Source organism: Serratia sp. A07 (assembly GCF_058725505.1).
This window is the reverse complement of sequence record NZ_JBZXDO010000032.1, coordinates 28,536-44,167: the sequence shown is the minus strand read 5'-3', so window position 1 is coordinate 44,167 and position 15,632 is coordinate 28,536. Positions and strand designations below refer to the sequence as shown.

Sequence of the window (15,632 nt, the reverse complement as noted above, 5' to 3'; positions counted from 1 at the left end):
GCAGGTTTTTACAGGCAGAGCCAAAACCGAGTCGATAACCACGTCCACAGGACGTGGTTTTAAGTTAGGAATAAAAAACCCGCCGTAGCGGGTTGATTGCGGTGATTAAGCGTTATTCTTCATCACCATAGTAAAGCACGCCCAGCTTAATCAGCGGCCGCCCTTGCGCCTTGCGGTGCAGGTTGGTGTCGCGCAGCGAATAGACGCAGCCGCAGTATTCCTGCTGATAGAAGCGTTCGCGCTTGCTGATCTCTATCATGCGCGACGAACCGCCCTTCTTGCGCCAGTTGTAATCCCAGTACACCAAATCGGGATATTTTTCCGCCGCCCGGATGCCGCAGTCGGTGATCTGCTGCATGTTCTTCCAGCGCGAAATGCCCAACGAGCTGGAGATGGTGTCGTAACCGTGCTCATGCGCATACAGCGCCGTGCGCTCGAAACGCATGTCAAAACACATGGTGCAACGAATCCCGCGCTCCGGCTCATTCTCCATCCCCTTGGCGCGGGCGAACCAGTTGTCGGTGTCGTAATCGGCATCGATGATCGGCACCCCGTGCTGCTCGGCGAAGCGGATGTTCTCTTCCTTGCGCAGCAGATACTCTTTTTGCGGGTGAATGTTGGGGTTATAGAAGAAAATGGCGTACTCGATCCCGGAGGCCTGGATCGCTTCCATCACCTCGCCGGAACAGGGCGCGCAGCAAGAGTGCAGCAGCAGTTTACTTTTGCCCGCCGGCAAATCGAGTTTTTCCCTTACCAGTTCCGTCATATCCTCACCTCAATGGCATATCAGTTTAAGCGCGCCGCACTATACGAATAAAAAGTAGCGGCTTCAAGGCATAAGCGCCAATCCGCCGGGAAATTCGCCGCGCACCGTTCCCCTGCCGCGCCTTTTGCGCTACCTTGGTAGCACCGTTTTATTGCCATGATTTTAAAGGTGAAACATGCTTTATCTGATCTACGCGCAAGACGTCCCCAACTCACTGGAAAACCGTCTGGCGGTGCGCCCGGCACACCTGGCGCGCCTGCAGGCGCTGCGCGATGCCGGCCGCCTGGTGGTCGCCGGCCCTAACCCGGCCATCGACAGCAACGATCCCGGCGCCGCCGGCTTTACCGGTTCGACGGTGATCGCCGAATTCGAGTCGCTGGCGCAAGCCCAGGCCTGGGCGCAGCAGGATCCCTATATCGCCGCCGGCGTCTATGCCGACGTGACGGTGAAGCCGTTCAAGCAGGTGTTCTAATCTCCAGCCCTCCCAATACCGGGAACGCCCGTTCGCGCGCCGTTCCCGGTTTAATCGTGCGGCAAGCTCGCTCAACGCGCGGGATGTGCGATATTGGCGGCCCACAGCTTGATGCGGCCATCGATCACCAACGTAAAACCCGATTTCAAATGCGTATACAAACGGTTGACCACTTCACTCTCATGCAGCGTATAACTCACCACGCTGTGTTCTCCCGCCTGAACGCAACTCAGCGTCACCGCCAGGAGATCTTTATTGATTAGCAACGTCTTTATCGACTGAAATGCTTCACAGGATTCACGATGGGTGAGAGAAATCACCATATTCGCCCAAGGCGTCCCTGGCCCGGCGAGGCTAACCAGTACCGGTTCACTGAACTCATTCTGAGTCGCGCCGTACAGCACCCCTTCCTGATAGTGCCAAATATTGTATTCATTAGGGGTAAATAAAGCATTTGCGCTGCTAGCAAAGCAGAACGCGGCTAACAGCAAAGCTATCCGTGTCACCATCATTCCTGGACCCGTGGCAATGAGAAAAACCGCCCCGTACCCTACCCGTCTAAAATATAATGTCAATGAATTTTAGGGTCATACATTATTTAATCTCAATATTGTTAGATCGCGGAATGATTCAGCATCAGATTATCCTGCGATAAAACAAATCAATTGGGAGCAAGCAAAAAAAAGCCAGCACGGAGTGGCTGGCTTAAAGGTTCTTCGAGGGAATATCTTGTTCGATAAACATACGCCTTTCGCCGCCCCCTTGACTAACTATCAGTGTGATAGGCGCCACCGTCTGAGACTATTTTTTGCCGTTGCATGGTAAAGCGCTGCCGCTGACCTACACTTGAGCCGTAGTCAAAATGCAGTTACGGGTCGTTTTTATCTTCCAAAAGGAATAATTATGAAGGCAACTAAATATCTCTTGGCACTGCTGGCGTTCACCTCATTCTCTTCCCTGGCGGCAATTGAAATCACTCGGGAAGAGGCGGCGAAACATACCGAGATCGGTCCGGTGACCATTTCACAAGACGGCGACGACACCGTGGGGATCGACCATGCGCGTCTGTCGAAAGCGGTAGATGAAAAAGGCGGTAAGTATTACGTCATTATCGGTCGCGAGGGGAAAACCACCTTCGAAACCATCAATGCGATAGCCTATAAATAATCAGGCTTAGCCCGCGGCAGGCTGCTCCTGCCGCTTGTCCCTGCGCTTACTTGTCGCCGCCCGTCAATATCAATGCCTGCATATCGGCGAACATCGTTTCCCATTCCGCCTGGTCGATATCCATCAAACCAAAGTAACGCAGCATAAAGGCGCCTTCGGTGGCGAGAAACGCCAGGCGCGCGCGCTTGCCTTCTTCGGTCGTCAAATCCAAACCGGCGATGCGGCTGCGATACCATTCGCGCGTGCTCGCCAGATGCTCCGGCGTTTGAATCAACGTCGCCATCAGCCCGGCGGCCTTGGCGCTGGAGGTCTGATCCGAACTGTGGGTGGCCAGCATATGCGCCCGCACGGCGGTCGGCGGCGAAGGCTCGTCGCCGGCGATCGCCGTGAACAGCGTCTCGTAGGCACTTCCCCAGCGATCGAACATGGCATCGATAAGGGCGTCTTTGCTGCCGAAACAATACTGCACCCCGCCCTTGGAGATCCCCATCGCTTTGGCGACGGCGTCGATGGTCAAGCCGGCGGCCCCCTGGGTGGCGACGATCTCTTCGGCGGTGTCCAAAACCTTGTCGCGATCGATGCTGCGTTGACGTCCCATTAAGAAACCCTTCTTTTCAATACGAACGTATGGATATATATTATCATCAGTATACCACCCGGCATCGCCGGTGGGTTACCCCAATGGCGGCGCCTCCGCGCCGCCCACGTTAACTGGATATGAATTATGTACGCCAAGAACCGCTGGTTGATCCTGACGATGGTCGCCAGCGCCCTTTTCCTGATCGTCATCGATATGACGGTGTTATATACCGCCCTGCCGCGCTTAACCCAGGCGCTGGACGCCAGCGCCTCGCAAAAACTCTGGATCGTCAACGCCTACCCGCTGGTGGTGGCCGGCCTGCTGCCCGGCGCCGGCATGCTGAGCGACCGCATCGGCCATAAGCGGCTGTTTCTCGCCGGGCTGCCGGTGTTTGCCGTCGCGTCGCTGTGCGCCGCGTTCTCGCCCACCGCCGAGTGGCTGATCGCCGCCCGGGTGTTCCTCGCCGTTGGCGCGGCAATGATGATGCCCGCCACGCTGTCCATCGTGCGCCACGTCTTTACCGACGAACGCGAACGCGCGCTGGCAATCGGCATCTGGGCCTCGGTGGCCTCCGGCGGCGCGGCCATCGGCCCGGTGGTCGGCGGCCTGCTGCTGGAGTATTTCTGGTGGGGGTCGGTGTTCCTGATCAATGTGCCGGTCGTACTGCTGGTCTGGCCGCTGGCGTGGAAACTGATCCCGCGCTGCGGTGGCGATAACCCGCGCCCTTCGGACATCGTCGGTTCGGTGCAGATCATGATGGGTCTGGTCGGCGCCATCTATGCGCTGAAGGAGCTGAGCAAGCCGACGCCTGATGTGAGCGCCTTGCTTGTGGCGGCCCTGATCGGCGTGTTGTTCCTGGTGCTGTTCGTGCGTCGTCAGCAGCGCAGCGCCCACCCGATGATCGATTTCTCCCTGTTCCGCAACCGGCTGTTCGCAGGCGGCATCGGCGTGGCCCTGCTGTCGATGGTGGCGCTGATCGGCGTCGAGCTGGTGCTCAGCCAACGCCTACAGCTGGTGCTCGGCCTCAGCCCGCTGCAGGCGGCGCTGTTTATTTTGCCGATCCCGCTGGCCTCGGCGCTGGCGGGGCCCGTAGCCGGCCTGCTGTTGCCGCGCTACGGCGAACGCAGCATCATCCTCGGCGGCTTTGTCCTGACTACCCTCGGCATCGCCGGTCTTGCCGTGTGGTACCAGAGCGGCATGGCACCGCAATTGGTCAGCCTGGCGCTGGTGGGCTTTGGCCTCGGCGGCGTGATCACCGCCGCTTCTACCGCCATCATGCTGAACGCGCCGGAGGAGAAGTCCGGCATGGCGGCGTCCATCGAAGACGTCTCCTACGAACTGGGTGGCGTACTGGGCGTGACGCTGCTCGGCGGGTTGATGACGGCGGTTTACAGCCACAGCCTGGCGCTGCCGGCGGAACTGCCGGTCAGCGATTTGGCCTACGACAGCATCGACGAAGCCCTGCGGCTGGCGGCCGGGCTGGCGGCCGATCGCGCGCAGCAGCTGACGCAGCTGGCGCGTCTGGCCTTTGATCGCGCGTTTATTACGGTGCTGATCGCCGCCGCATTGCTGATGGCGCTGGGTGCCGGCGCGGTGAAACTGGCGCTACGCAAGTAACCGATAAAAGCGGCTTTTTTCGCCTGCGGATCCTGCGTAAACTGATTCGGCAATTTGTTCGACGGATTTATCGTCATCGGTTTTAGCGATGGCAATAATGCCTGTTATCGTGTTTAACCCTGCGATAAATCCGGTTACTGTAACAGCTATGGAAATTGATTCTGTCTACTATCGGAACAAATAATCAGGAGAAGATTATTATGGCAACGGCAAAGAAAGCAGCGAAAACCCATATCGGCCTCGACAGTAAACAATCGGCAAAACTCGCCGAGGCGCTGAACGCGCTGTTGGCGAACTATCAGGTGCTGTATATGAACGTGCGCGGCTATCACTGGAATATTACCGGCCCGCAGTTCTTTGAGCTGCACGCGAAATTCGAAGAGACATATAACGATCTGCTGACCAAGGTGGATGAGCTGGCGGAACGTATTCTGACGCTGGGCTCGCAGCCGCGTCACGCTTTCAGCGACTATCTGAAAACCGCCGACATCAAGGAACACACCAACGTGACCGATGATAAAGGCACGCTGCGCGGCCTGTTGGAAGGGTATTCAATCTTGCTGCAGCAGCAGCGTGAACTGCTCGCGGTAGCGGCAGACGCCGGTGACGAAGGCACCGCGTCGCTGATGAGCGATTACATCAAAGAGCAGGAAAAACAGGTCTGGATGCTCAACGCCTATCTGGGCAAATAACCCTGGCGCCATAACAAAACAGTCCCTCACGGGACTGTTTTCGTTTTACCACTCGCAGGATACCGCAAACAGCAGCGCGCGCCGATGCTGATCGTCCAGGCGGCGCCGCACCCGGATAATATGGCGATTGCTGCACGACTGGCGTTCCAGCCAGCGATGCCGGCGGCGTTGGCTCTGCCGCAACATGCGCCAGCGGCCCACTTCATTTCTACTGCGTCTCATAATTCCGTCACTCGTTCGTCTAATGCCAACCGCGGGCATTATAGCCCTTTCCGCCCGTGATCCAAGCCGCAGTTATCGGCGGCACAGCGGGCGCCACGCGGGCAAAAGCCGCCCTTTCATTTTCAGCAAGTGCCTTAACTTCATCATATTTATGTAACATAAGCGCCGATAAAAGGTTTCGCCTTGACCGATCTGTGCGTACACTCATCATTGGTGGTTTGCGAACGGGATTTTTCGCCTTTATGACAACATTTTATACCGTAATCAGTTGGCTCATGGTGTTCGGCTACTGGCTGCTGATCGCCGGCGTGACGATGCGCATTTTGATGAAACGCCGTGCGGTTCCCTCTGCCATGGCCTGGCTGCTGGTTATCTACATACTGCCGCTGTTCGGCATCGTGGCCTATTTATCGTTCGGCGAGCTGCATCTGGGCAAGCGCCGGGCCGAGCGTGCCAAGGCCATGTGGCCGTCAACCGCCCGCTGGCTGAAAGAGCTGAAAGAGAGCCGCCGCATCTTCGCCACCGAGTACAGCGAGGTCGCCGAACCGCTGTTCCAGCTGTGCAACCGCCGCCAGGGCATCGACGGCGTCAAGGGCAACCAGCTGCAGCTGCTCACCACCACCGACGACACGCTGAAAGCGCTGATCCGCGACATCGAGCTGGCGCGCCACAACATCGAAATGGTGTTCTATATCTGGCAGCCCGGCGGCCTGGTCGATCAGGTGGCCGAATCGCTGATGGCCGCCGCCCGACGCGGCGTACACTGCCGCCTGATGCTCGACTCCGCCGGCAGCCTGCAATTTTTCCGCAGCCCCTACCCGGCGATGATGCGCAACGCCGGCATCGAAGTGGTCGAGGCGCTGAAGGTCAACCTGCTGCGCGTATTTCTACGCCGCATGGACCTGCGCCAGCACCGCAAGGTGGTGCTGATCGACAACTACATCGCCTATACCGGCAGCATGAACATGGTCGATCCGCGCTACTTCAAGCAGGATGCGGGCGTCGGCCAATGGATCGATCTGATGGCGCGCATGGAAGGCCCGGTGGCCACCACCATGGGCATCGTCTATGCCTGCGACTGGGAGATTGAAACCGGCAAGCGCATTCTGCCGCCACCGCCGGACGTCAACATCATGCCGTTCGAGCAGGAAAGCGGCCATACCATTCAGGTGATCGCCTCCGGCCCCGGCTTCCCCGAGGAGATGATCCACCAGGCGTTGCTGACCGCGGTCTATTCCGCCCGCGAGCAGCTGATCATGACCACGCCGTACTTCGTGCCAAGTGACGATCTGCTGCACGCCATTTGCACCGCCGCCCTGCGCGGCGTCGAGGTCAGCATCATCGTGCCGCGCGACAACGATTCGATGATGGTGCGCTGGGCCAGCCGCGCGTTCTTCTCCGAGCTGCTGGAGGCCGGGGTTAAGATCTATCAGTTCGAAGGCGGCCTGCTGCATACCAAGAGCGTGCTGGTGGACGGCCAGCTCAGCCTGGTCGGCACCGTCAATCTGGACATGCGCAGCCTGTGGCTGAATTTCGAAATCACGCTGGTGATCGACGATGACGGCTTCGGCAGCGATTTGGCCTGCGTGCAGGAAGATTACATCGCCCGTTCCCAGCTGCTGAACGCCAAAGAGTGGCTGAAGCGGCCGTTCTGGCATCGCCTGGTCGAGCGCCTGTTCTACTTTTTCAGCCCGCTGCTGTAAAAGCCGCGGCGAGCGTGCTTTAATAGCGCCAAATCATTTGTTATCAGGATTTTTTTATGGATTTGAATAACCGCCTTACCGAAGACGAAACGCTGGAACAGGCCTACGACATCTTCCTCGAATTGGCCGGCGACAATCTGGATCCGGCGGATATTCTGCTGTTCAACCTGCAGTTTGAAGAGCGCGGCGGCGCCGAACTGTACGATCCCTCCGAAGACTGGAGCGAGCACGTGGATTACGACCTGAACCCGGACTTCTTCGCCGAGGTGGTGATCGGTCTGGCGGACAGCGACGGCGAGCCGATCAACGACGTGTTCGCCCGCGTGCTGATCTGCCGTGAGAAAGACCACAAGCTGTGCCACATTCTGTGGAAAGAGTGATTCGCCGTTAGCGCATCGGATAAAAAAAGCCCCGCTCATTCAGCGGGGCTTTTTGTTGCCGACTAGCGGCACATTACAACGGATCGACCTTCAGGCAGGACACCGCGTGGCGGAAACTGCCCTCCAGCAGCGGACGCGTCTTGGCGCACTCCGGCCCGGCTATCGGGCAGCGGGTGCGGAACACGCAGCCGGTCGGCGGGTTGATCGGCGAAGGCAGCTCCCCTTCCAACAGCTGGATCTGCTTCTCCTTCTCCTTGTCCGGATCCGGGATCGGCACCGCCGACATCAGCGCTTTGGTGTAAGGGTGCTGCGGGTTGTGGTACACCTCGTCATAGGTGCCCAGCTCCACCGCATGGCCCAGATACATCACCAGCACGCGATCGGAAATGTGCTTCACCACCGCCAAGTCGTGGGCGATAAAGATCAGTGACAGGCCCATTTCGCGCTGCAGCTGCTGCAACAGGTTCACCACCTGCGCCTGAATCGATACGTCCAGCGCGGAGACCGGCTCGTCGCAGATCACCAGCTTCGGCTCGAGGATCAGCGCGCGTGCGATGCCGATACGCTGGCACTGGCCGCCGGAGAACTCGTGCGGGTAGCGGTTGATCAGGTTAGGCAGCAGACCGACCTTCAGCATCATTGCCTTGACCTTGTCCTTCACTTCCTGACGCGGCATTTTCGGGTAGTAGGTGCGCAGCGGCTCGGCGATGATCTCGCCGATGGTCATGCGCGGGTTGAGCGACGCCAGCGGATCCTGGAAGATCATCTGAATATCGCTGCGGGTTTTGCGCCAGTCGGCGTCGCTCATGCCCAGCAGATCTTTCCCCAGCCAGGCAACGCGCCCGCTGGTGGCCTTCACCAGGCCGATGATGGCGCGCGCGAAGGTGGATTTGCCACAGCCGGATTCGCCGACCACGCCCAGGGTTTCCCCCTCGAACAGCCGCAGCGTGACGCCATCGACCGCTTTCAGGGTTTTCGGCGGCTGCCAGAACCACTGTTTATCGTCATGAATGTCGAAGTGCACTTTCAGATCGGCCACTTCGAGCAGCACTTTCTTGTCGGTTACCGCTGTCATACCAACGCCTCCACCGGTTTAAAGCAGGCGCGCAGGCGCCCTTCCCCAAATTGCTCCAACGGCGGAGCGCTCGCGCACTGCTCCATGGCGTACGGACAGCGCGGCTGGAACGGGCAGCCTTTCGGCAACCGCAGCAGGTTCGGCGGGTTGCCGGGAATGGTCAGCAACGCTTCGCCTTCGGCGTCGAGACGCGGCACCGCGTTCAACAGACCGATGGAGTACGGGTGGCTCGGCTGGTAGAACACCTCGCGCGCGCTGCCGTATTCCATGGTGCGGCCGGCGTACATCACCAGCACCTTGTTGCAGATGCCGGCCACCACGCCCAGGTCGTGGGTGATCATGATGATGGCGGTGTTGAACTCGCGCTTCAGCTCGTTGAGCAGCGTCATGATCTGCGCCTGAACGGTAACGTCCAGCGCGGTGGTCGGTTCGTCGGCAATCAGCAGCTTTGGCCGACACAGCAGCGCCATGGCGATCATCACGCGCTGGCGCATGCCACCGGAAAACTCATGCGGATACATGCGCATGCGCTTGCGCGCTTCCGGCATTTTCACCGCGTCGAGCATGCGTACCGACTCTTCAAAGGCTTCGCTTTTGCTCATTTTCTTATGCAGCATCAGCACTTCCATCAGCTGTTCGCCAACGCGCATATAAGGGTTGAGCGAGGTCATCGGGTCCTGGAAGATCATCGAGATCTCTTCTGCCCGCAGCTTGTTGAGCTGATTTTCCGGCAGGTTGAGGATTTCACGGCCGTTGAATTTGGCCGAACCGCCGATGCGGCCATTGCTGGCCAGCAGGCCCATCAGAGCGAACGCTGTCTGCGATTTACCGGAGCCGGACTCACCGACGATGCCCAGCGTTTCCCCGGCGCGCAGGTCGAAGTTCAGATCGTTCACCGCCGTCACGTCGCCGTCCGGGGTGGAGAACGTGACGCGCAGGTCTTTCACGTCCAGCAGCGGCGACGTTTTGACCCCGGCGCCGGTTTGCAGTTGAGGATGTTCAATGGTGCTCATGATTGCACTCCTTAACGATCTTTCGGGTCGAGGGCGTCACGCAGGCCATCGCCGATAAAGTTGAAACAGAACAGAGTGACAACCAGGAAACCCGCCGGGAACAGCAGCAACCACGGTGAAACTTCCATTGAGTTGGCGCCGTCGCTGAGCAATGCGCCCCAACTGCTGAGCGGCTCCTGCGTGCCCAGCCCCAGGAAACTGAGGAAGGATTCGAACAGGATCATGCTCGGCACCAGCAGCGACGCATACACCACCACCACGCCGAGCACGTTCGGCACGATATGGCGCAGCACGATATTGCGCGTGGAGACGCCGCACACCAGCGCCGCTTCGATGAATTCCTTACGCTTCAGGCCGAGGGTTTGGCCGCGCACGATACGCGCCATATCCAGCCACGACACCATGCCGATCGCCACGAAGATGAGCAGGATGTTCTGGCCGAAGAAGGTCACCAGCAGGATCACGAAGAACATGAACGGGAAGGAGTTGAGGATCTCCAGCAGGCGCATCATCACCGAGTCGACCTTGCCGCCCAGATAGCCGGACATTGCGCCGTACAGGGTGCCCACCACCACCGCCACCAGCGCCGCCGCCACGCCGACCATCAGCGAGATGCGCCCGCCGATCGCCACGCGCACCAGCAGATCGCGCCCGGAGGAGTCAGTGCCGAAATAGTGCCCCGATTCCACGCTTGGGGCGGCGGACATCATCGCCCAGTCGGTATCGTCGTAGGCAAACTGCGACAGCATCGGCGCCAGCGCCACAAACAGCGTGATCAGCACCAGAATAAACAGGCTGCTGACCGCCGCGCGGTTGTGCATAAAGCGCCGACGCGCGTCTTGCCACAGGCTGCGCCCTTCCACTTCCAGCTTCTCGCTGAAGTTTTCCAGAGCTTCGCTGTTCTTTTTAGTCAACATCATTCGCGTGCTCCAGATTAATAACGGATTTTCGGATCGATGACCGCATACAGCACATCGACGATCGCGTTGAACAGAATGGTCAGGGCGCCCACCAGAATGGTCAGGCTCAGCACCAGGGAGTAGTCGCGGTTCAGCGCGCCGTTAACGAACAGCTGGCCGATCCCCGGCAGACCGTAGATGGTTTCGATCACCATCGATCCTGTGATGATACCGACGAACGCCGGCCCCATGTAGGACAGCACCGGCAGCAGCGCCGGCTTCAGCGCGTGGCGGAAAATGATGCGACGCATCGGCAAGCCTTTGGCGCGCGCGGTACGGATGAAGTTGGAGTGCAGCACTTCAATCATCGAGCCACGCGTGATACGGGCGATGCTGGCGATATAGGCAAGCGACAGCGCCACCATCGGCAGGATGATGAATTTAGGCGCGCCGCCGTTCCAGCCACCGCCCGGCAGCCATTTCAGCGTGATGGCGAAGATCAGCACCAGCAGCGGCGCCACCACGAAACTGGGTATCACCACCCCGGTCATGGCGAACCCCATCACCGTGTAGTCCCATTTGGTGTTCTGATTCAGCGCGGCAATCACGCCTGCGCTCACCCCCAGCACCACTGCCAGCAGAAACGCGGCCAGGCCGAGTTTGGCGGACACCGGGAAAGAGCTGGCGACCAGATCGTTCACCGAATAGTCCTTGTATTTAAAGGACGGGCCGAAGTCTCCCTGCGCAAGCTGCGCCAGATAATGACCGTACTGTTTCCAGATCGGGTCGTTCAAATGATATTTGGCTTCGATGTTCGCCATAACTTCCGGCGGCAATGCGCGTTCCCCGGTAAATGGACTGCCGGGTGCCAGGCGCATCATGAAGAATGAGATGGTGATAAGGATAAATAGTGTCGGGATCGCTTCCAACAAGCGACGAAGTATAAATTTAAGCATTGCCCTAACCCTGTGCGACAGCCTGATGACGGCTTATTATTCTCAACATGGGCCGGCGGCCTGCGCCGCCGGCTCTTACCGTATCAATGCTTGATGATGTACAGGTTTTTGTCGTACACGTTATCAAGCGGGTCTTTGCCGGTGTAACCACCGACGTAAGGTTTCACCAAACGGGCGTTCACATAGTAATACAGCGGAACGATGGCGGAATCTTTGTCCAGCTGAACTTCCGCTTTCTGATACAGCTCGGCGCGCTCGTCTTTGGTCTTCGCGGTCAACACGTTGGCCATCAGCTTGTCGAACTCGGCGCTCTTGTAGTGCGGGGTATTACTGCTGCTGTCGGACAGCATCATGTTCAGGAACGAGCTCGGCTCGTTGTAGTCGGCACACCAGCCGGCGCGCGCCACGTCATAGGTGCCCTGATGACGGGTATCCAGGAAGGTTTTCCACTCCTGGTTCACCAGCTTCACGTCCACGCCCAGGTTTTTCTTCCAGATGGAGGCGGCGGCGATCGCCAGCTTCTTGTGCAGATCGGAGGTGTTGTACAACAGGGAGAAGGTCAGCGGTTTGCCCGGGCCGTAGCCGGCGTCGGCCAGCAGTTTCTTCGCCACTTCGTTGCGTTTTTCCTGCGTCCAGCCGAACCACTCCGGTGCGGTCAGCTTGGCACCGTCGGTGTATGGCGGCGTAAAGCTGTAGGCCGGCAGGTCGCCCTGGTTTTTCACCTTGTTGACGATGATGTCGCGGTCCATGCCCAGCTTCAGCGCTTCACGCACGCGCGCATCGGTGAACGGCGCCTTCTGGTTGTTGATTTCGTAGTAATAGGTGCACAGGTAAGGATCGACATGCACCTCTTTCGGGATCTCTTTCTTCAGCTTCTGGAACAGTTCGATCGGCATGTTGTTGTAGGTCATGTCGATTTCACCGGTGCGGTAGCGGTTAACGTCGGTCACTTCCGACGAAATAGGCAGGAACGTCACTTTATTGATGATGGTTTTGGCGTTATCCCAATATTCCGGGTTGCGTTCCAGTACGATGCGTTCGTTGACAATCCAGTCTTTCAGTTTGTAAGCGCCGTTGCTGACGTAGTTGGCCGGCAGCGTCCACTTCTCGCCAAACTTCTCTACCGCGTCTTTGTAAACGGGCTTCATGGCGTAGTGCGGGGTCATTTCAACCAGATAAGGCACCGGCTCGCTCAGGGTCACCTGGAAGGTGTGGTCGTCGATGGCCTTCACGCCCAGCGTCGACTTGTCTTTTTTACCGGCGATGATGTCATCGACGTTTTCCACATGGGCGTACTGCAGGTAGCTGGCGTAAGGCGACGCGGTTTTCGGATCCACCACGCGCTGCCAGCTGTAGACGAAATCTTGCGCCGTCACCGGCTTGCCGTTGGACCATTTTGCGTCTTTACGCAGGTGGAAGGTCCAGACTTTGAAATCCTTGTTATCCCAGCTTTCCGCGACGCCCGGCACGATGGAACCGTCCGGGCTGTTGTTCGCCAGGCCTTCCATCAGGTCGCGCGTGACGTTGTTTTCCGGCACGCCCTCGATCTTGTGCGGATCCAGCGACTGCACTTCGGAACCGTTGTTTTTGACGATTTCTTGCTTGTCGGCCAGCTGCACGCCCGCCGGGACGTCAGCGGCGAAAGCGCTGGTGGTTGCTGTGATACCCAGCGCGGCGATGACGCCGGCGGCAATGAGCGTTTTCTTCGTGATGTTGGTCATACTTATCGACTCCAGTTTTTTATTATCACAGGCTCTTCGTGGAACCCGCGTTGCCCGTAAGCGGACTTTGTTTTCCCGCCGCCGCGGAACGAATGCGGCGGCCGGCCTTCCCTATATTCCCCTGCCCCTCGGCGTGAGGAATACCCCTTTACTGCTTGATAATGTAAAGATTTTTAACGTCGGTATAGTCCAGCGGATCTTTGCCGGTGAACCCACCCACCGTCGGCTTGATCAAACGCGCGCTGACGCGGTAATAAACCGGGACCAACGCGGAGTCTTTGTCCAGCTGCGCTTCCGCCTGCTGATAGAGCGCGGCGCGCGCGGCCTCATCCGGCGCCTTCAGCGTGGCGGCCATGATGGCGTCGAACGCCGGGCTCTTGTAGAACACGGTATTGATGCTGCTGTTGGACAGAACCAGGTTCAGGAACGCGCTGGGTTCGTTGTAATCCCCGCACCAGGTGGCACGCGCCACGTCGTATTGCCCCTGATGGCGGCTCTCCAGCGAAGTTTTCCATTCCTGGTTGCGCAGCGTGACCTCGGCGCCCAGATTCTTCTTCCACATCGACGCGGCAGCGATCGCCTGCTGTTTGTTTTGATCGGAGGTGTTGTACAGCAGCGAGAACTTCAGCGGCTTGGCGTCGCTGTAGCCCGCTTCCGCCAGCAGTTTCCTGGCTTCGGCGTTGCGTTGCTCCTGACTCCAGCCGGCCCACGCAGGCTGAGTGAAGCTGGCGCCTTCCGTGAAGGTTGGCGTGAAGCTGTAGGCCGGGATTTGCCCCTGGCCCATGATCTTGTTGGCGATAATGTCGCGATCCAGCGTCATCTTCACCGCCGTACGCACGCGCGGATCGGTGAACGGCGCCCGCTTGTTATTGAGCTCGTAATAGAAGGTGCACAGATAAGGGTTAACGTGCAGCTGCTCGGGCATTTCGCGTTTCATCTTGACGTACAGGTACGGCGGAATGGCGCTGTTGGTGATGTCGATCTCGCCGCTGCGGAAGCGGTTGACGTCGCTGACCTCCGAGGTAATCGGCAGGAAGGTCGCCTGATTGATCACCGTTTGCTTGTTGTTCCAGTAGCTCGGGCTGCGCTCCAGCACAATGCGCTCGTTCACCACCCACTCTTTCAGGCGGTAAGCGCCGTTGCCGACATAGTTGGCGGGCAGCGTCCATTTATCGCCGAATTTCTCCACCACCGCCCGTTTCACCGGTTTGAGCGACGTGTGGCTCAGCATGCTGATGAAATACGGCACCGGTTCGCTCAGGGTCACCTGCAGCGTCTGGTCGTCCAGCGCCTTAACGCCGAGGGTCTGCGGGCTCTTCTTCCCGGTCAGGATGTCGTCGATATTCTCGACTTTGGTGTATTGCAGGTAGCTGGCATAGGGCGAAGCGATTTTCGGATCGGCCAGACGCTGCCAGCTGTAGACGAAGTCTTGCGCGGTCACCGGGCTGCCGTCGCTCCACACCGCGCCGGGGCGCAGGTGGAAGGTCCACTGCTGATAATTCTGGTTTTCCCAGCTTGTCGCCGCCGCCGGCACCACATGCCCGTTGGCGTCGGTGCTCACCAGCCCTTCCAGCAGGTTAAGAATGATATTGCTTTCCGGGACGCCCTCGACCTTATGCGGATCCAATGAAGCCACTTCGCTACCGTTGTTGATCACAATATTCTGCTGCTGCGCCAATTGGACGCCGGCCGGAACCTCTGCCGCCAAACTGCTATTTACGGCGCCGGCGCCCAGCGCGCCGCTAATCAACAAGGTCAAAGAAGTACGCTTCAGGGTTTGCTGCATAATCGAGGCTCCTTTTCACCGACAAGCATCGCTTATCGAAGTTTGTGAAGTGTTTATAAGAATTCTAAATAAACGGATACCAGCAAAAATCATTCCCGTTTTTGTGGCGCATTTCAGTTAATTGACCACGGGAAAGTTGCTCGGAAATTAGCAGAAGCCAAATTCCATAGCCAATAAATTTTACGAAAATGTTAAGCAATTCTCTTTTATCGCACGAAGCCCAATCCGGCCACCAAGATGGAAGGCAGGAAAAATCGAGATCATCAGTATGATTTTAAAGACAAAAAAGCCACATTCATTTCAATTGAAACCATCAGCACGATCTCACTGCTGCAAAAAGAAACATTCAGTTAACAATCTAACCATTCAAAGAACAAACACCTGCCTATGTGCGGTTAATCACTAATAACACCTGGATGAAAGTGAGACAAGCCCCACAGAATGATGTGACTAATTTAACAACAGCGTGACCGTTTAGCGGGGGCGAAATGGGCAGAAATGGGGGAGGAAAAGTGATTGAAATAACGCTTAGCGTTTTTTTTGAGCAACAACATGAGATTTATGCAACATAAGAGTGCAACCG

General features: G+C 58.1%; 16 protein-coding genes. 6 read left to right on the top strand and 10 right to left on the bottom strand.

Going from position 1 to position 15,632, the window contains the following annotated elements:
• Positions 1-112: 112 nt before the first annotated feature.
• Entirely contained in the window at positions 113-766 is a 654-nt protein-coding gene (locus AC4PR2_RS22855) for an epoxyqueuosine reductase QueH (protein WP_025303057.1), read from the bottom strand.
• Between the two features lie 175 nt (positions 767-941).
• Here AC4PR2_RS22855 and AC4PR2_RS22850 point away from each other — a divergent pair, with 175 nt between their 5' ends.
• Positions 942-1,238 (top strand): YciI family protein, encoded by a 297-nt coding sequence (locus AC4PR2_RS22850; RefSeq protein ID WP_033634770.1) that lies wholly within the window; start codon positions 942-944, stop codon positions 1,236-1,238.
• A gap of 71 nt (positions 1,239-1,309) precedes the next feature.
• On the opposite strand, the gene AC4PR2_RS22845 is transcribed toward AC4PR2_RS22850, so the two are convergent.
• On the bottom strand, positions 1,310-1,750 hold the full coding sequence (locus AC4PR2_RS22845; RefSeq protein WP_049199081.1) for a hypothetical protein: 441 nt from the start codon (positions 1,748-1,750) through the stop codon (positions 1,310-1,312).
• A gap of 391 nt (positions 1,751-2,141) precedes the next feature.
• Here AC4PR2_RS22845 and AC4PR2_RS22840 point away from each other — a divergent pair, with 391 nt between their 5' ends.
• On the top strand, positions 2,142-2,405 hold the full coding sequence (locus AC4PR2_RS22840; RefSeq protein WP_019452732.1) for a hypothetical protein: 264 nt from the start codon (positions 2,142-2,144) through the stop codon (positions 2,403-2,405).
• 46 nt (positions 2,406-2,451) lie between these two features.
• On the opposite strand, the gene AC4PR2_RS22835 is transcribed toward AC4PR2_RS22840, so the two are convergent.
• A complete protein-coding gene (locus AC4PR2_RS22835) occupies positions 2,452-3,003 on the bottom strand; it encodes a TetR/AcrR family transcriptional regulator (RefSeq protein WP_060439804.1) in 552 nt (183 codons plus the stop codon).
• A gap of 126 nt (positions 3,004-3,129) precedes the next feature.
• On the opposite strand from AC4PR2_RS22835, the gene smfY reads away from it, so the two are divergent.
• On the top strand, positions 3,130-4,602 hold the full coding sequence (smfY, locus tag AC4PR2_RS22830) for a multidrug efflux MFS transporter SmfY (protein WP_038877262.1): 1,473 nt from the start codon (positions 3,130-3,132) through the stop codon (positions 4,600-4,602).
• Positions 4,603-4,802: 200 nt separating this feature from the next.
• Positions 4,803-5,294 (top strand): Dps family protein, encoded by a 492-nt coding sequence (locus AC4PR2_RS22825; protein WP_039565820.1) that lies wholly within the window; start codon positions 4,803-4,805, stop codon positions 5,292-5,294.
• Between the two features lie 45 nt (positions 5,295-5,339).
• On the opposite strand, the gene AC4PR2_RS22820 is transcribed toward AC4PR2_RS22825, so the two are convergent.
• A complete protein-coding gene (locus AC4PR2_RS22820; RefSeq protein WP_025159792.1) occupies positions 5,340-5,516 on the bottom strand; it encodes a YciY family protein in 177 nt (58 codons plus the stop codon).
• A 242-nt stretch (positions 5,517-5,758) separates the two neighbouring features.
• Between AC4PR2_RS22820 and cls the strand changes: the two genes are divergently transcribed.
• Complete coding sequence (gene cls / locus AC4PR2_RS22815) at positions 5,759-7,219, top strand: cardiolipin synthase (protein ID WP_038877257.1); 1,461 nt, start codon at positions 5,759-5,761, stop codon at positions 7,217-7,219.
• A gap of 56 nt (positions 7,220-7,275) precedes the next feature.
• Complete coding sequence (locus AC4PR2_RS22810; protein ID WP_004932139.1) at positions 7,276-7,599, top strand: HI1450 family dsDNA-mimic protein; 324 nt, start codon at positions 7,276-7,278, stop codon at positions 7,597-7,599.
• A gap of 73 nt (positions 7,600-7,672) precedes the next feature.
• Here AC4PR2_RS22810 and oppF read toward each other — a convergent pair whose 3' ends face one another.
• The 6 genes from oppF to AC4PR2_RS22780 form a co-directional block, all read right to left on the bottom strand.
• Positions 7,673-8,674, bottom strand: coding sequence for a murein tripeptide/oligopeptide ABC transporter ATP binding protein OppF (oppF, locus tag AC4PR2_RS22805; RefSeq protein WP_025303071.1), 1,002 nt, complete (start codon positions 8,672-8,674; stop codon positions 7,673-7,675).
• Positions 8,671-9,687 (bottom strand): ABC transporter ATP-binding protein, encoded by a 1,017-nt coding sequence (locus tag AC4PR2_RS22800; RefSeq protein WP_033634782.1) that lies wholly within the window; start codon positions 9,685-9,687, stop codon positions 8,671-8,673. Before AC4PR2_RS22800 ends, oppF begins: the two co-directional genes overlap by 4 nt.
• Positions 9,688-9,698: 11 nt before the next feature.
• Complete coding sequence (gene oppC, locus AC4PR2_RS22795) at positions 9,699-10,607, bottom strand: oligopeptide ABC transporter permease OppC (RefSeq protein ID WP_049199092.1); 909 nt, start codon at positions 10,605-10,607, stop codon at positions 9,699-9,701.
• Between the two features lie 14 nt (positions 10,608-10,621).
• Positions 10,622-11,542 (bottom strand): oligopeptide ABC transporter permease OppB, encoded by a 921-nt coding sequence (gene oppB, locus AC4PR2_RS22790; RefSeq protein ID WP_004932150.1) that lies wholly within the window; start codon positions 11,540-11,542, stop codon positions 10,622-10,624.
• A gap of 83 nt (positions 11,543-11,625) precedes the next feature.
• The gene (oppA, locus tag AC4PR2_RS22785; RefSeq protein WP_049199093.1) at positions 11,626-13,263 is read right to left on the bottom strand and encodes an oligopeptide ABC transporter substrate-binding protein OppA; all 1,638 of its coding nucleotides are present in this window, start codon (positions 13,261-13,263) and stop codon (positions 11,626-11,628) included.
• Positions 13,264-13,411: 148 nt separating this feature from the next.
• Entirely contained in the window at positions 13,412-15,049 is a 1,638-nt protein-coding gene (locus tag AC4PR2_RS22780) for an ABC transporter substrate-binding protein (RefSeq protein WP_060439801.1), read from the bottom strand.
• Positions 15,050-15,632: the final 583 nt, after the last annotated feature.